Raw genomic sequence first — 15088 nt, forward strand, 5'->3', positions numbered from 1 at the left:
TCAAATGGGCTGCTTCGTCGCCTTGCTGCGTGCCGTCAATGTCGGCGGCACCGGCAAGCTGCCGATGAGCGAGCTCAAGGCCATGTGCGAGGAGCTCGGCTTCGCCGCCGTGCGCACCTATATTGCGAGCGGCAACGTCGTCTTCACGAGCCGCAAGTCGGAAGCTGTAATCAAGACCGCCCTCGAAAAGCGCCTGCACGCCTACGCCGGCGCGCCGGTCGGGGTGCTCGTGCGTAGCGCCGCCGAGATGGCGCAAGTCTCGGCCGACAATCCTTTTCCAAAGGCTGCGCCCAATCGCACCGTCGCGATCTTCCTCGACAGGGCGCCACCTGAAGACGCGCTTACCAGCATCCGCGGCCAGAACAACGAAGAGCTCCGCCTCGGCCGTCGCGAGATTTACGTGCACTATGGCGACGGCATGGGGACGTCGAAGCTCGTCATCCCCGCCGCCAAGACCGGCACCGCGCGCAACATGAATACCGTCGCAACGCTCGCGAAGATGGCCGCGGAGATCTAGGCCAGCTTGAGCGCGGCGATCCCCATCAGCACGAGCGCGATGCCGGCAAGCTTCATCGCACTCAAGGTCTCGCCGAACAGCACGACGCCCAACAGGAAGGTGCCGGCCGCGCCGATGCCGGTCCACACCGAGTAGGCGACGCCGACCTCCAGCACCTGCAAAGCGCGTCCGAGCAGGAAGACGAAGGCGGCGAGCAGCACGAGCGAGGCGATGCTCCAGCCTGCTCGCGTGTAGCCTTCCGCATATTTCATCGAGATCGCCCAGCCGACATCGAGCGCACCGGCGATCACCAGCATCAGCCAGGCCATGGATTGCGACATTGGCGTGCGCTCAGGCCGCAAGCTTCAGCAGATGCGCGTCGTGGCGCACCAGGAAGGCACGCAGCAATTGCGGATAGTCCGCGCCGACCGCGGCGCGCACGCTCGGACGTCTCGCAAGCTCCACGCGCCACGCGCGGACCTTCGGCAGATCGCTGAAGATGCCGTGCTCGGTCAGTTCGTCGAACAGGTCGAAATAGCGGAAGATCGGGGCGAAGACCGCATCCACGAGGCTGAACGCATCGCCTGCGAAGTAAGGCCCCGCGCCGAGCGCTGCCTCCACGCGCGCGAATTTCGCCGCAACCGCCTGGCGCTTGCTTTCGAACGTCGCCGGATCGGTCGTGGTCTCCAGACCCCAGAGGTCACCCAGGATCGCCGAGCCGAACTCCATCCAGGCGCGATGCTCGGCGCGCTTCAAGGCATCCGCCGGATGCAGCTTGAGGCCCGCCTGCGTCTCCTCGATGTATTCGCAGATCACGTTGCTCTCGAACAGCGCGACCTCGCCCTTCTCCGTCGTCACCACCACGACCGGCACCTTGCCGAGCGGCGAGAGTTTCAGAAACCAGTCGGGCTTGTTGGCGAGATCGATGTCGATCCGCTCCAACGGCACGCCCTTCTCTTTGAGCGCGATCACGGCGCGCTGCACATACGGGCAAAGCTTGTGGCTGATGAGTTTCAGTGAAGCGGTCATGGCAATGATCCCGGCGGTTTGATGCAACTGCATCCAATATAGATGCAATTGCATTCACTCGTCAAGATCGATGCATATGCATCAACCGACCTCTGATCTTAAGGTCCGGACGTCAGGGCCGCGCCATCACGCCGCCCGTCATCGGCATCGGCACGCCGGTGGTGGCGGGGTAGGACAGCGGCAGGCCCTTGAGGCCGCGGGCGGCCAGGAAGCCGAAGGCCTGCGCCTCGATGGCGTCGGAGGCCCAGCCGAGCGTCTCGGCGGCTTCGACGGTGGCCGAGCCCACCCGCTCCCGCAGCATCCGCAGCATGGTGAGGTTGCGGGCGCCCCCGCCACAGACGATCCAGCTCCGCGGACGGCGCGGCAGGAGCGAGATGATCCGGGCGATCGCCGCCGCGGTGAAGGCGGTCAGGGTCGCGGCGCCATCGGCCGGCGGGACGTCGCCGAGCTTCAGCGCGGCAAAGTCGTTGCGGTCGAGCGATTTCGGCGGCGGAGCTGCGAAGAACGGCAGTTCCAGTCCCCGCGCGATCCAGGCTTCGTCCGCCTTGCCGAGCGCCGCGAACTTTCCTTCCGCATCGAAGGCCTGGTTCATGGTGCGGTACATGAAATCGTCGAGCAGCGCGTTGCCCGGTCCGGTGTCGCAGGCGATCAGCGTGTCGTTGCCGTCGATATAGGTGATGTTGGAGACGCCGCCGATATTGACGACGACGATCGGCCCTTCGCGCTCCAGCGAATGGACGAGCGCCCGGTGGTAGACCGGCACGAACGGCGCGCCCTGCCCGCCGGCCTCGACGTCGGCGGCGCGGAAGTCGTGCATCACGGGGATATGAATCGCCCTGGCGAGCGCCGGCGCATCGCCGATCTGGACCGTCAGCCGCTTCTCGGGGCGATGCAGCACCGTCTGGCCGTGGAAGCCGACGATGTCGATGTCCTCCGGCTTCATTCGGTTCTGGGCGATGAAGGCGGCCACAGCCTCGGCATGGGCCAGCGTCACCGCGCGCTCGGCCTCGGCCAGAACGCCCGGGCGGGCATCGCGTCGCGGCAGGTGCACGGCCTCGCTCAGCGCCTGGCGCAGCAGATTGCGCTCCGCCGGGCTGTAGGCCCGGTAACCGGACGGCCCGAACGCCTTCACTTGCTTTCCGTCGGTTTCGATCAGCGCGACGTCCACCCCGTCCAGCGAGGTGCCGCTCATCAAACCGAGTGCCGTCAACATCATGGATCAGCGTCCTCAAGAGACCCCCTCCGGCATGCCGATCTTGTGCCAGAGGGACACATCTTATAATGCCACAGGCAAAGTGGCGGGTGGCAATCAAGTTCCCACGGGAGACCCTTAAATTGCACCCGAAACAGTAAACCAAGAATTGTCAGGCTCGCCGACAGATGACTGCATTTAAATCGGATTTCCTCAACACCCTGCAGGAACGTGGTTTCATCCACCAGTGCTCCGATTTCGAGGGGCTGGACGCGCTCGCCGCCAAGGGCGAAGCGACCACCTATGTCGGCTACGATTGCACCGCCCGCTCGCTGCACATCGGCAACTACCTGACCATGATGATGCTGCACTGGCTCCAGCAGTCCGGCAACAAGCCGATTACGCTGATGGGCGGCGGCACCACCATGGTCGGCGATCCCTCTGGCAAGGACGAGACCCGCGCGATGCGCACGGTCGCCGAGATCGAGGCCAACAAGGAATCGATCCGCGGCGTGTTCGCAAAGGTGCTGCGCTACGGCGACGGCAAGAGCGACGCCGTCATGCTCGACAATGCGGAGTGGCTGACAAAACTCAACTGGATCGAGATGCTGCGTGACGTCGGCCGGCATTTCTCGGTCAACCGCATGCTAACCATGGACTCCGTGCGGCTGCGCCTCGAGCGCGAGCAGGAGATGAGCTTCATCGAGTTCAACTACATGGTCTGCCAGGCCTACGACTTCGTCGAGCTCGCCAAGCGCACCGGTTGCAAATTGCAGATGGGCGGCTCGGACCAGTGGGGCAACATCATCATGGGCGTCGATCTCGGCCGCCGCATGGGCACCCACCAGCTGTTCGCGCTGACGACGCCGCTGCTGACGACCGCATCCGGCGCCAAGATGGGCAAGACCGCGCAGGGCGCGGTCTGGCTGAACGCCGACCAGTTCTCGCCGTATGATTTCTGGCAATACTGGCGCAACACCGAGGACGCCGACGTCGGCAAATTCCTGAAGCTGTTCACGACGCTGCCGATGAGCGAGATCAGGAAGCTCGAGGCGCTCGGCGGCTCGGAGATCAACGAGGCCAAGAAGGTGCTTGCGACCGAGGCGACCGCGCTCTTGCACGGACGCGACGCCGCAAACCAGGCGGCTGAAACCGCGCGCCGCACCTTCGAGGAAGGCGCACTGGCCGAAAGCCTGCCGACGGTGGAAATTCCGCGCGGCGAGCTGGACGCCGGCCTCGGCGTGCTCAACGCCTTCGTCAAGGCAGGCCTGGTTGCCTCCAATGGCGAGGCACGGCGCCAGATCAAGGGCGGCGGCCTGCGCGTCAACGACGAGTCCGTCAGCGACGAGAAGATGGCGCTGTCTGCGGCCAATCTGACGCCTGAGGGCGTGATCAAGCTGTCCTTCGGCAAGAAGAAGCACGTCCTCATCCGGCCTGCATAGGCTTATGAGCTTTTGATGCTTGTCAGGGCGCGCCGAAGCGCGCTCCCTGACCGGCAATGGATCAAAACACGCCCAGGGAAACTTCGAGGGAACAAGCCGTACGCACGCAGCGAGATGCGGTGCGCACCGCACTAATCGTGCTCGGACTGTGCTTCACGCTCGCCGTCCTCGGCCGCGGCCTCAGCGAGAGCTTCACTGTCTTCCTCAAGCCGATCTCCGAAAACTTTGGCTGGGACCGTGCGCAGGTCGTCTCGATCTACTCACTGACCTGGTTGATCAGCGGGCTGACCGCGCCACTGGTCGGGCGCCTGTTCGACCATTCCGGACCGCGCATCGTCTACGCACTCGGGCTTTTCCTGCTCGGCTCGGCCTTCCTGATCGCGGCGCACGCGCAGGCGCTCTGGCAATTTCAGCTCTCGATCGGCCTCTGCGTCGGCATTGGCGTCGCCTTCATCGGCATTGTGCCGAACTCGATCCTGCTCGGCCGCTGGTTTGGGCCACGGCTGCCGACCGCGATGGCGGTGGTCTATTCGGCGATGGGCGGCGGCGTGCTGGCGCTGCTCCCGACCTCGCAGCTTTTGATCGATCATCTCGGCTGGCGTGAAGCCTATCAGGTCTACGGCTTCGCCGCGCTCGGCTTGCTCGTGCCACTGCTGCTTCTGCCCTGGCGCATGTTCGCGGTCGGCTCGCCGCATGTCACCAAGAAGACCGATCCTGATTTCATCGACAACGGCTGGACGCTCGTGAGCGCGATGCGCCACCACGCTTTCTGGGCGCTGTTCTCGACCTTCTTCTTCACCGCGGTCGGCATGTATTCGATCGCGGCGCAGATCGTGGCCTATCTCATCGACGCCGGCTTTCCGCCGCTCCAGGCCGCGACCGCCTGGGGTTTTTCGGGCGTGGTGCTGGTGTTCGGCATGCTCGGCGTATCCGCGCTCGACGGGCTGATCGGGCGCCGGCCCTCGGTGCTGCTCAGCTACGCGATCTCGATCATCGGCATCGTCCTGCTCTGGCTCTTGCAGTATTATCCGAACATCATCCTGCTCACCGGCTTCGTCGTCTGCTTCGGCAGCATGATGGGCTCGCGCGGCCCGCTGATTACAGCGACCGCCATGAAGATTTTTCGCGGCAAGCGCGTCGGCACGATCTTCGGCACCATCTCGATCGGCAGCGGATTGGGCTCGGCGTTCGGCTCATGGAGCGGCGGCCTCATCCACGACTTCACGCACGGCTACAATCTCCTGCTCGTCTTCGCACTTGCGAGCGTGATCCTCGGAATGATTCCATTTCTGATTGTCCCCGCCTTGCGGGAGTAGGTCTCCCCGACGTAACCTGCATCCCTCCGCGTCACCGGGAAATTACGGGCGACACACGCTGCGCCGCGTGCGAAACAGTCGGGCGCAACCGGAGTTAAGGGACGAACTGCGATATTTTGTCCACATGACAAAAATGTCAGCGCCGAATTGACCCCGGGTGGCTTGCGAGGCCGAACTGAATACGGTCCAAGTCGCCCATTGGATGGAGGGCACAAACCAATGAACTTTTCCTATCTCACTCGCTTTGAACCGGTTCTCCTGAGCCTGTTCCGCTTCATCACCGGCCTGCTGCTGTTTCAATTCGGCGTAGCCAAGCTTTTCAAGTTTCCGCCTTTGCCGATGTTCGCGAAAGTCGAACTGATGTCGCTTTACGGCGCGGCCGGGACGCTTGAGCTGGTGCTTGGCGCGCTGCTGATCCTCGGCCTGTTCACCCGCCTCGCCGCTTTCATCCTCTCCGGTGAAATGGCCTTCGCCTACTTCATGGGACATATGCTCAAGGGCGAGACGCCGGTGCTCCTGCCGCTGCTCAACAACGGCACGCTTGCCATCCTGTTCTGCTTCGCCTGCCTCTATCTCTCGGCGGCCGGCGGCGGCCCGATCAGCGTCGATGCGGCGATGGGCAACGAACGCGCCTCGACCGGCGGCGCATTTGCGCGACGCTGACGCGCGCAACTAGCGCTCAAGTCACGGATGGCACCGGCAGCTTTGCCGGTGTCATCTACCGCGAGCCCAGCACGTTCCAGATCAGGACGAGGGCCGCGACGAGCAGCGCGGACATGATGAGGCGGTGAACGAATCGGTTCATTGCCGCTCCCGCCAGGCTCGATGACCACCAAAGTCCAGCATCGATCTTCTCCAGCATACGCGCTGACGTGCGCCGACGCATGTCGCTTTGCCTGCACGGTTGCGCATCAGGCTGCGAACGGTCACGCGCGCGGCCGGCGGCCACATGCCTATGTTCATGATTGGTAAGAACTTCATGCTACCGATGCGAGCAATAACAACCATTTCGTAGAGGCTGCGATGAAGCTGCTGAGCCATCTGAAGATCCGCACCAAGCTTACCAGCATGGTCTGTCTTGCGGCTCTCACAGTCACAGCCATCATCGCGGTATCGGCCTTCCTCAGCAAGAGCCGCATGATGGAGGACCGGGTCCAGCAGATGAAGACCGCGGTCGACATGCTCTACAATCTCGCCCAGTCGGTCCAGGACGACGTCACCGCCGGCAAGCTGACGCAGGCCGAGGCCAAGGCCCAGTTCCACATGCGCGGACGGCGCATGACCTTCAACGGCAACCAGGGCTATCCGGTCGTCTACAACGCCGACACGTCCCTCCTCGTCAACGGCGCCAACCAGCAGCTCGAAGGCAAGATCACCGGCGCGATTGACGCCAACGGCGTCCTCATTGCCGACGCGATCCTCAAGGCCGGCGAACAGAATGGCGGCGGCGTAGCCTCCTATCTCTATCCCCGCCCCGGCCAGACCGAAGCGGTGCGCAAGACCGTGTTCGCGCGCAAGTTCGCCCCCTGGAACGCGACGATCAGCTATGGCCTCTATGTCGACGACATCGACGCCGATGTGCGCGCGCTGACGCTCGAGCTTGCCGCGGTCGGCTTCGGCCTGATGCTGCTGATGGCGACGTTGTCGTGGCTGATCGCCCGCGACGTGCTCGGCGCGCTCGATCGCCAGAAGACCCGCATGCAGGAGATTGCCGACGGTGCCATCGACAAGCCGGTCGAGGAGACCGGCCGCGGTGACGAGATCGGCCGCATGGCCGAGACCCTCGAAATGCTCAGGCAGACCGCTTTGACGGCGCGCACGCTGGAGTCCGAACAGGTCGCCGCCAAGACCCGCAATGAGCAGGAGAAGCGTGACGCGCTGATCTCGCTCGCCGACCGCTTCGATGCCTCGGTCGGCCAGCTCGTCGGCCTGATGGCCTCGGGCTCCGGCGAGCTCGAGACCACCGCCAAGTCGATGTCGTCCACGGCCGAGGGCACCAATCGCCGCGCCGCCGTGGTCGGCTCGGCCGCCACCGAAGCCAGCCAGCGCGTTCAGACGGTCGCGGCTGCCGCCGAAGAGCTCTCCTCCTCCATCACCGAGATCAGCCGCCAGGTCGCGCAATCCGCCGAAGTGACCGGCCGCGCCGTGGACAGCGCGCGCCGCACCGACACCATCGTCCGCGCGCTCTCGGACGGCGCCCAGCAGATCGAGCACGTCGCCGAGCTGATCTCCAGCATCGCGGCGCAGACCAATCTGCTCGCGCTCAACGCCACCATCGAGGCCGCGCGCGCCGGTGAAGCCGGCCGCGGCTTTGCCGTCGTCGCCTCCGAGGTGAAGTCGCTGGCGAGCCAGACCGCGGAAGCCACCCGCGAGATCGGCGACAAGATTGCGCAGATCCAGGGCGCGACCAAGGAGGCCGTGGACGCCATCGGCGGCATCACCGCCACCATCGAGGAAGTCAGCCGCATCGCCACTTCGATCGGCGCGGCCATCGAGGAGCAAGGCGCCGCCACTGCCGAGATCGCCCGCAGCGTCTCGCAGACCGCGGAGGCGACCAAGGAGGTCACCACGAATATCGGCGGCGTCAGCACCGCAGCGAACGAGACCGGCAACGCCGCCGGCATGGTGCTCGCGGCCGCCTCCAACCTCTCCAAGCAGGCCGAACAGCTCTCCGGCGAAGTCGGGACGTTCCTCGCGGGCGTCCGCGCGGCTTAAGCCGCGCAACGCTACGCTGGTTCTAAACGCGACGAAGCATCGGCGAATCGATGCATCGATCGAACCGACACGCGATCGCACGAACGCGATCACGACGCATTTTTCTGGACACGTCGCCGCAGGCATCGGCGTCTTCCCTGCATATGCGTGTCCATGGCTGCGCAGATTGCGCCGCGTCTGAACACGCCGTGCCCTGCGTTCAGGAATGGTAAGGACTTCCTGATACGGCTGCGCGAGAACTAGCATTTTGCAACCGTTCGCGAGGCCGTTATGACGCTGCTCAGTCACCTGAAAATCCGCACCAAGCTTGCCAGCATGGTCTGTCTTGCGGCGCTCACCGTGACTGCCCTCATCGTCGCGTCAGCCTATCTCAGCAAGACGCGCATGCTCGAAGATCGCGCGCGCCAGATGCAGACGGCAGTCGATCTGCTGCACGGCTTCGCGCAATCGCTCCAGGACGAGGTCGCCGCCGGCAAGATGACGCTCGCCGATGCGCAAGACCAGTTCAAGCTGCGCGGCCGGCGAATGAAGTTCAACGGCGGCCAAGGCTATCCCGTCGTCTATACCGCCGATTCAACAGTGATGATGAATGGCGGCGCGCCTCAGCTCGAGGGCAAGAACAACGGCATCAAGGATGCCAATGGCATCGTGATCGGCGATGCCACGGTGGCCGCAGGCAAGCAGACACCGGAAGGCAGTATCCTGTCCTATTTGTTCCCGCGTCCGGGCGAGACGGTTCCGGTTCGCAAACTGGTGTTCGCCCGCCAGTTCGCCCCCTGGAACGTCGCAATTGCCTACGGTCTCTATGTCGACGACATCGACGCCGACGTGCGCGCGCTGACGCTGGAGCTCGCCGCAATCGGCGTTGGCCTGATGCTGCTGATGGCGACGCTGTCCTGGTTGATCGCGCGCGACGTGCTCGGCGCGCTCAACCGCCAGAAGACCCGCATGCAGGAGATTTCCGAAGGCGCTATCGACAGGCCGGTCGAGGAGACCGATCGCGGCGACGAGATCGGCCGCATGGCCGAGACGCTCGAAGTGCTCAGGCAGACCGCTTTGACGGCGCGCACGCTGGAGGCCGAGCAGGTTGCCGCCAAGACCCGCAATGAGCAGGAGAAACGCGACGCCCTGATCTCGCTCGCCGACCGCTTCGATGCCTCGGTCGGCCAGCTCGTCGGCCTGATGGCCTCGGGCTCCGGCGAGCTCGAGACCACCGCCAAGTCGATGTCGTCCACGGCCGAGGGCACCAACCGCCGCGCCGCCGTGGTCGGCTCGGCCGCCACCGAAGCCAGCCAGCGCGTCCAGACGGTCGCGGCTGCCGCCGAGGAGCTCTCCTCCTCCATCACCGAGATCAGCCGCCAGGTCGCGCAATCCGCCGAAGTGACCGGCCGCGCCGTGGACAGCGCACGCCGCACCGACACCATCGTCCGTGCGCTCTCAGACGGCGCCCAGCAGATCGAGCACGTCGCCGAGCTGATCTCCAGCATCGCGGCGCAGACCAATCTGCTCGCGCTCAATGCCACCATCGAGGCCGCACGCGCCGGTGAAGCCGGCCGCGGCTTTGCCGTCGTCGCCTCCGAGGTGAAGTCGCTGGCGAGCCAGACCGCGGAAGCCACCCGCGAGATCGGCGACAAGATCGCCCAGATCCAGGGCGCGACCAAGGAGGCCGTGGACGCCATCGGTGGCATCACCGCCACCATCGAGGAAGTCAGCCGCATCGCCACCTCGATCGGCGCGGCCATCGAGGAGCAAGGTGCCGCCACCGCCGAGATCGCCCGCAGCGTCTCGCAGACCGCTGAGGCGACCAAGGAAGTCACCACCAATATCGGCGGTGTCAGCACCGCAGCGAACGAGACCGGCAACGCCGCCGGCATGGTCCTCGCTGCGGCCAGCAATCTCTCCAAGCAGGCCGAGCAGCTCTCCGGCGAGGTCGGCACCTTCCTGGCAGGCGTGCGCGCGGCCTAAGCTTCCCGACGCCAATCCCTCCACATGCGTCATGGCCGGGCTTGTCCCGGCCATCCACGTTTTTATAGCCGCTCTGCACGAAGAACGTGGATGCCCGGGACAAGCCCGGGCATGACGAGCACCTGCGAATTTTAGTGGGTTATCGCCGCGCGAGGGTGCAGCCGCTCGAGAGCTGGCGCGTCGATCCGGTCGAGCCGTCGTTCGACTGCGAAGGGAATTCCTCGAACGGCGTGTTCTGTTTGCCGGTGTTGAATTCGAAGATCTTGCGGAACACACCCGGCACCATGGCCGAAACCGGATTGACGCGCATCACCGGCGCGGCCGGCGTGCCGACGACCTCGTAGGTCACGCCGATCAGGCCTTCCTTGTCGCCACCGCCCAGGAACAACCCGAGCACCGGAATCTGTCCGAACATGTTGTTCAAGCCGTACATCGGCACGAAGGTGCCGCTCATGCAGACCTGGTTGCCGGGATAGTCGATCGAGCCCTCGATGGTGGCGCCGATCATCGGGCCCTTGACGACGCCATCGCGGATCGTCAGCGCGCCGTTCTGGCGCGTGAACTCGGCGCGCAGCGCGCTGAAGGAGACGCCGTTCCCGGTGCCGTTGGGCGCGCCGGCGGCAACGCGTTCGAGCTGCGCCTCGCCCTTCACCGTGAAGTCGCGGACGTTGATGAGGCCCTCGCGCGTCGTGTTCGGCTCCGACGTCGGCGGCTCCATCGCCACCACCATCTGGCCGCCGATCGCCTTGGTGTAGGTGTCGGTGAAGCGCAGCAACGCGCCGGCATCGTTGGTCTGGAGGTAGATCACCTCGCGATTGCCCTGGGCGCGGCCGCCGCGCAAATCGGCTGCCACCGGCGTGTCGCGGCCGATCTTGCCGTTCAGCGTGAAGGCTTTGACGGTGCCGTTGCGCCGCGACATCTTGCCGTCGACGCTGCGCATCGCCTCGCCGTTGAAGCCCGCGACGGCACCGAGCTTCACGTCGATGTCGAAATCGACGTTCTTCATCTTGTTCTTGGCGTCGTCCTTGGAATTGCCCGAGATCGCCGACTTCAGGAAACCGCGGCCGTCGAACACATCCCCGCGCATCGTGCCCCGCACCACCCCGTCCTGGCCACGCTCCACCTTCAACGAGGCCTTGTCGCCGTCGGACGGAGCGTAGGTCGGGAAGTTCGCGTTCATGAGGTCGCCGTTCGGATCGACCTCGAGCGAGCCCTTGATCGAGGCGCCGCCGCCTTCGACGACGATGTCCTCCAGACGCGTTGATTGCGCCGTCGGCACCACCTTGAAGCTGGCCTTGGCCGACTTGCCCGGCAGCTTGACCCAGCCGGGCAGGATGTTGTCGAGCTTGACCGAGGTCAGGTCCGCCTCGACACCGAGCTTCGTCGTCTGGTCGGGACCTCCGGCGATCTTGCCCGACAGCTTGATCGGCAGCGATCCGCTCACGGCAGGGCTGAGGTCGAATCCGAGACGCGCGCGGCTCGCATCGTCGAGCGTGGCCTGCAATTTGACGTCAGCGTCGCCCTCGGTCGGCTTGCGGTAGTCCAGCGAAGCCGCCTGCCCGTTGATCTTGACGTCGCCCTTGACCTGATAGCCCTGGTTGTTGGCTGATATCTTGAGGTTGTTGGCCTCCAGCTTCTGGTTCATCACCAGTTTGTCGGCGGCAAAGCCGTTGAGGTCGGCGCTGACGGCGTAGCTGGTGTCGCCCTTGGTCAGCGCGCCCTTGACCGGCAAGCCGAGCTGGATGTTCGCCGAGAACGTTCCCTTGCTGGTGTTGGGATCGACGAACGTCGCCGACAGATCGCTGAGCCGATCATTGGAGAGGATTTCGGCGGCGGCCGCCACGGGGCCGTCGGCGCGGAACCTGGTCCGCGATGGCGACGGCTTGGGCGCCATATCCGGCACCTCGAAGACGAAGTCGGAGATCGTGACCTTGCGGCCCGCCGGCGTATCGGCAATGCCCTGCCCGATATTCACGGTCGCGGTGCGCCCGGTCACACGCGCCTTCAAATCGGCATCGTGCACCACCGGCATGCCATCCACGGGGCGGACCGCGACGCCACTCGCGACGATGTTGACCGACAGGCCGTCGTCGGGAATGGGCGGGCCCTTGCGCGGGAGGTTCTTCGTCGGCGAATTGACGCCGATCTCGATGCGCTGGAGCGTGCCGCGCTCGATCCGCTCGATCACCCATTCGCGCAACTCGGGAACGACGAGCGTCGGCCACATCCGCTTGAGCGCGGAGGCCGACATCGGCGTTCCCGCAAAGCCCAGCGTCAGCCGCGGCTCGCCCGAATAGTCGATGGCGCCGGTGCCGGCGACGCCGATCTCGCCATTGCTGATATCGGCTTGCGTCAGCAGCATGCGCTTGTGGTCGGTGTCGAAGCGGAAGCCGATCGCGATGCGGTTGAAGACCAGCGGGGGCTCGTTGTCGATGCCGCCCAGCAGGATCGAGCCGCCGCTGAAGCCAAGCTGCCAGTCGTTGATGGTGCCGTTGGGCGGCTCGAGATGGGCCAGAAGCGTCAGGCGGTTCGCGCCCGAGAGAATCTTGAACGGAGCGACCAATACCCGCCGGTTCGAATCCCACTCGACGTTGATCTCGGCCGAGTCGATCGCCATCGGATAGTCAGGCGTGTCGGTGTCGATGATGTTGCCCGCACCGACCGCGATCTTGCCGCGGAAGAAGGTCGGCACGCCGTCGCGGCCGAGCTCGCCCTTGAGCTCGCCGGTCAGCGGCAGGTCGGCGGTGTAGGTGAAGTCCTTCACCCGGAGCGCCAGCAGGATGTTGGCGGTGGAAAGCTTATCGGCGCGGATGTCGACCGAACGCACACCATTCTCGGCAGGGCCGATCGTGGCGCGCAGCGACCACGGGCGCGCGCCCTCCTCGCCTAGGCTGAGCGCGACGCCGCCATGGCTCGGCCGGCGCAGGCTGAGCGTGATGTTCTCAAAGCTCCATTTGCTGCCGCGCTGCTGATCGTCGACGATCAGATTGCCGTTCTTCAGACCGATCTCGTTGAGGTTCTGGCCGTCGAGGCCGGTCATGCTCAGACTGTCGAGCCAGTCGAGGCCCTGAAGAATGCCGCTCGGGGCAGCGGCCTGGGGAGCAGCCTGCGATGCGTCCGGGCTTGCAGGTCCGGTGGCGAATGGCGGCGGCGGGACACCGTTGCGCGGGAATGTCGGCGGCAGGCCCGCTTCCTTCTTGGATGCGACGCCGGTTGCCAGCGGCTTGGCGGTGTCGCCGGCGGACACGGTGACGGTGCCGTCGGGCGCAATGCGGATCGCCAGCTCGGCATCGACGAGGTTGAGGCTTTCCGCGCGCAGGTGCCCCATCAGGAGACCCGCCCCCGACAGCTTCACTTCGGCCTTCGGCGCGGTGGCGACGATGGCGTGATCATGGTCGCGGACGACGATGTCGCGGATGCGCACGGCGATGCGGATCCGCCCGGCCCGCTCGATCTGGGTGCCGCCGACCTCCACAGTGTTGCCGTGGCCGATATTGTCCTCGATGGCAGCAGCGAGCCAGGGTGTCGCGATGTCGAGATTGATGGGACCCGCACCAAGCCGCCACCACAGCGCGCCGAAACAGCCGATGAAAATGACGGCAAGGGCTCCGACCACGATGGCCAGCCGCTTCAGCCAGCGATCAGCCGCCAGCCAGCGGCGCATTGACGCAAACCCGTCACCGAAACGATGGAAGCCTGAATTGGAACGCGACAACAGCCGGCGCGCCCGATAGCCCGCCGCTGCTTCCTGATCCGGATCCCAGTCGGCGTCGTCCCATTCCTGCGGCTGCTGTTGACCGCCGCGCCGATCGAAATCCCGATTGTAATCCTGGGGCGACGTATTCCTTGCCATTGCCTCTCGATACAGGCGCCCATCGTAGGATTGAGCACCGCCGGGACCGCAGCCGTCCGCGGGAAGCGAAGCTCCCCGCGCCGGCATTGCCGCCATACCTCGAATGTTCCTGCTGTTCGTCATTTCGCCCCGGGCGCGCGTTCAACGAGCAGTGGGGTGGTGCGTGGAATTCCTTGTAACCATACCCCGGCGTCGCCAGACTTGCCCAGACGAGGGCGATTCCGGCACACCGGACGAGAGCTGCAATACCGCTTTGGTTGACCCGCCGAAAGCGACGAAAGGAAGGCGTATGTCCAAGAAATCCCGAAAGAAATCGTCCAAAACGCCCTCCGGCATCGCAACAGCTAAAAAGAAGACCCCGACCAAGCGGGCAACGACTCAAACAAAGTCCGCGAAAACACAGCGGACGCAGGCGAGCAAATCAACCAGGACCGTAGCAAAAGCAGGATCACATAAGGCCGCGTCGAAACAGTTAAATTCCTCCAAATCGGCCTCCGCGCCCGCGAAGGCGAAGCCGGCCCTGACCGAAGGCCAGAGGGCGCCCGCCTTCCGGCTGCCCCGCGACGGCGGCGATGTGGTCTCGCTCGCCGACTATGCCGGTCGGAAGCTCGTCCTGTTCTTCTATCCCCGCGCCGACACGCCCGGCTGCACCCGGGAGGCGATCGATTTCACGCGGCTGGCGGACGCTTTCAGCGCTGCCGGCACGGCCCTGCTCGGCATCTCCGCCGATCCGTTAAGGGCCCAGGAGAAGTTCCGCGACAAGCACAGCCTCGGCATGCCCCTCATCTCGGATGAGAAACACGAGATGCTGGAGGCGTACGGCGCCTGGGGCGAAAAATCTATGTATGGCAAGAGCTTCCTCGGAGTTCTTCGCACCACGATACTGCTTGGTGCCGACGGCAAGGTAGCCAGGGTCTGGCGCAATGTCCGCGTCGACGGCCACGCCGACGAGGTGCTGGAAGCGGCAAGAGGCCTTTAACCAATCCGTTAAATTCGAGTGGTTCCGTTTCCGGAAAATTAACCATGACCGGCCCAGATTGCTGCGGCAATTAGGCCGTACGGACTCATCCGACCGGCGCG

12 protein-coding genes are annotated in these 15088 nt (G+C 65.1%); 7 read left to right on the forward strand and 5 right to left on the reverse strand.

Annotated features, from left to right (window positions below):
* The first annotated feature begins 4 nt into the window (after positions 1 to 4).
* The gene (locus AB7531_RS24445) at positions 5 to 517 is read left to right on the forward strand and encodes a DUF1697 domain-containing protein (protein WP_063983524.1); all 513 of its coding nucleotides are present in this window, start codon (positions 5 to 7) and stop codon (positions 515 to 517) included.
* Here AB7531_RS24445 and AB7531_RS24450 read toward each other — a convergent pair.
* The 3 genes from AB7531_RS24450 to AB7531_RS24460 all read right to left on the reverse strand — a co-directional run bounded on the left by AB7531_RS24450 (position 514) and on the right by AB7531_RS24460 (position 2741).
* Positions 514 to 837: a DMT family transporter gene (locus AB7531_RS24450; RefSeq protein WP_028148768.1), complete on the reverse strand. Its 324-nt coding sequence runs from the start codon at positions 835 to 837 to the stop codon at positions 514 to 516. The two genes, AB7531_RS24445 and AB7531_RS24450, sit on opposite strands and share 4 nt — an antisense overlap.
* Before the next feature lie 10 nt (positions 838 to 847).
* Positions 848 to 1525, reverse strand: coding sequence for a glutathione S-transferase family protein (locus AB7531_RS24455; protein ID WP_231144955.1), 678 nt, complete (start codon positions 1523 to 1525; stop codon positions 848 to 850).
* Positions 1526 to 1637: 112 nt separating this feature from the next.
* Positions 1638 to 2741, reverse strand: coding sequence for an anhydro-N-acetylmuramic acid kinase (locus tag AB7531_RS24460; protein ID WP_063983525.1), 1104 nt, complete (start codon positions 2739 to 2741; stop codon positions 1638 to 1640).
* A 164-nt stretch (positions 2742 to 2905) separates the two neighbouring features.
* Between AB7531_RS24460 and tyrS the strand changes: the two genes are divergently transcribed.
* The 3 genes from tyrS (at position 2906) to AB7531_RS24475 (ending at position 6138) form a co-directional block, all read left to right on the forward strand.
* Complete coding sequence (gene tyrS / locus AB7531_RS24465) at positions 2906 to 4159, forward strand: tyrosine--tRNA ligase (RefSeq protein WP_063983526.1); 1254 nt, start codon at positions 2906 to 2908, stop codon at positions 4157 to 4159.
* Between the two features lie 56 nt (positions 4160 to 4215).
* Positions 4216 to 5475, forward strand: a complete 1260-nt coding sequence (locus AB7531_RS24470) for an MFS transporter (RefSeq protein WP_063983527.1) — start codon at positions 4216 to 4218, stop codon at positions 5473 to 5475.
* 219 nt (positions 5476 to 5694) lie between these two features.
* Positions 5695 to 6138, forward strand: coding sequence for a DoxX family protein (locus AB7531_RS24475; RefSeq protein WP_063983528.1), 444 nt, complete (start codon positions 5695 to 5697; stop codon positions 6136 to 6138).
* A gap of 55 nt (positions 6139 to 6193) precedes the next feature.
* Here the strand turns inward: AB7531_RS24475 and AB7531_RS24480 are convergent, their stop codons facing one another.
* Complete coding sequence (locus AB7531_RS24480; RefSeq protein ID WP_187387716.1) at positions 6194 to 6337, reverse strand: hypothetical protein; 144 nt, start codon at positions 6335 to 6337, stop codon at positions 6194 to 6196.
* 161 nt (positions 6338 to 6498) lie between these two features.
* Here AB7531_RS24480 and AB7531_RS24485 point away from each other — a divergent pair, with 161 nt between their 5' ends.
* Both AB7531_RS24485 and AB7531_RS24490 read left to right on the forward strand, forming a co-directional pair.
* Positions 6499 to 8190, forward strand: coding sequence for a methyl-accepting chemotaxis protein (locus tag AB7531_RS24485; RefSeq protein ID WP_231144952.1), 1692 nt, complete (start codon positions 6499 to 6501; stop codon positions 8188 to 8190).
* Positions 8191 to 8460: 270 nt separating this feature from the next.
* Positions 8461 to 10155 carry a methyl-accepting chemotaxis protein gene (locus tag AB7531_RS24490; protein WP_231144950.1) on the forward strand — a complete coding sequence of 565 codons (1695 nt, stop codon included), beginning with the start codon at positions 8461 to 8463 and terminating at the stop codon, positions 10153 to 10155.
* Positions 10156 to 10294: 139 nt separating this feature from the next.
* Here AB7531_RS24490 and AB7531_RS24495 read toward each other — a convergent pair whose 3' ends face one another.
* On the reverse strand, positions 10295 to 14095 hold the full coding sequence (locus tag AB7531_RS24495; protein ID WP_063986395.1) for a YhdP family protein: 3801 nt from the start codon (positions 14093 to 14095) through the stop codon (positions 10295 to 10297).
* A gap of 202 nt (positions 14096 to 14297) precedes the next feature.
* Here AB7531_RS24495 and AB7531_RS24500 point away from each other — a divergent pair, with 202 nt between their 5' ends.
* On the forward strand, positions 14298 to 14987 hold the full coding sequence (locus tag AB7531_RS24500) for a peroxiredoxin (RefSeq protein WP_084795150.1): 690 nt from the start codon (positions 14298 to 14300) through the stop codon (positions 14985 to 14987).
* Positions 14988 to 15088: the final 101 nt, after the last annotated feature.

The sequence above is a fragment of the Bradyrhizobium sp. 63_E2_N1_3 genome, assembly GCF_052076005.1.
GTDB classification, from domain to species: Bacteria; Pseudomonadota; Alphaproteobacteria; order Rhizobiales; family Xanthobacteraceae; genus Bradyrhizobium; species Bradyrhizobium barranii.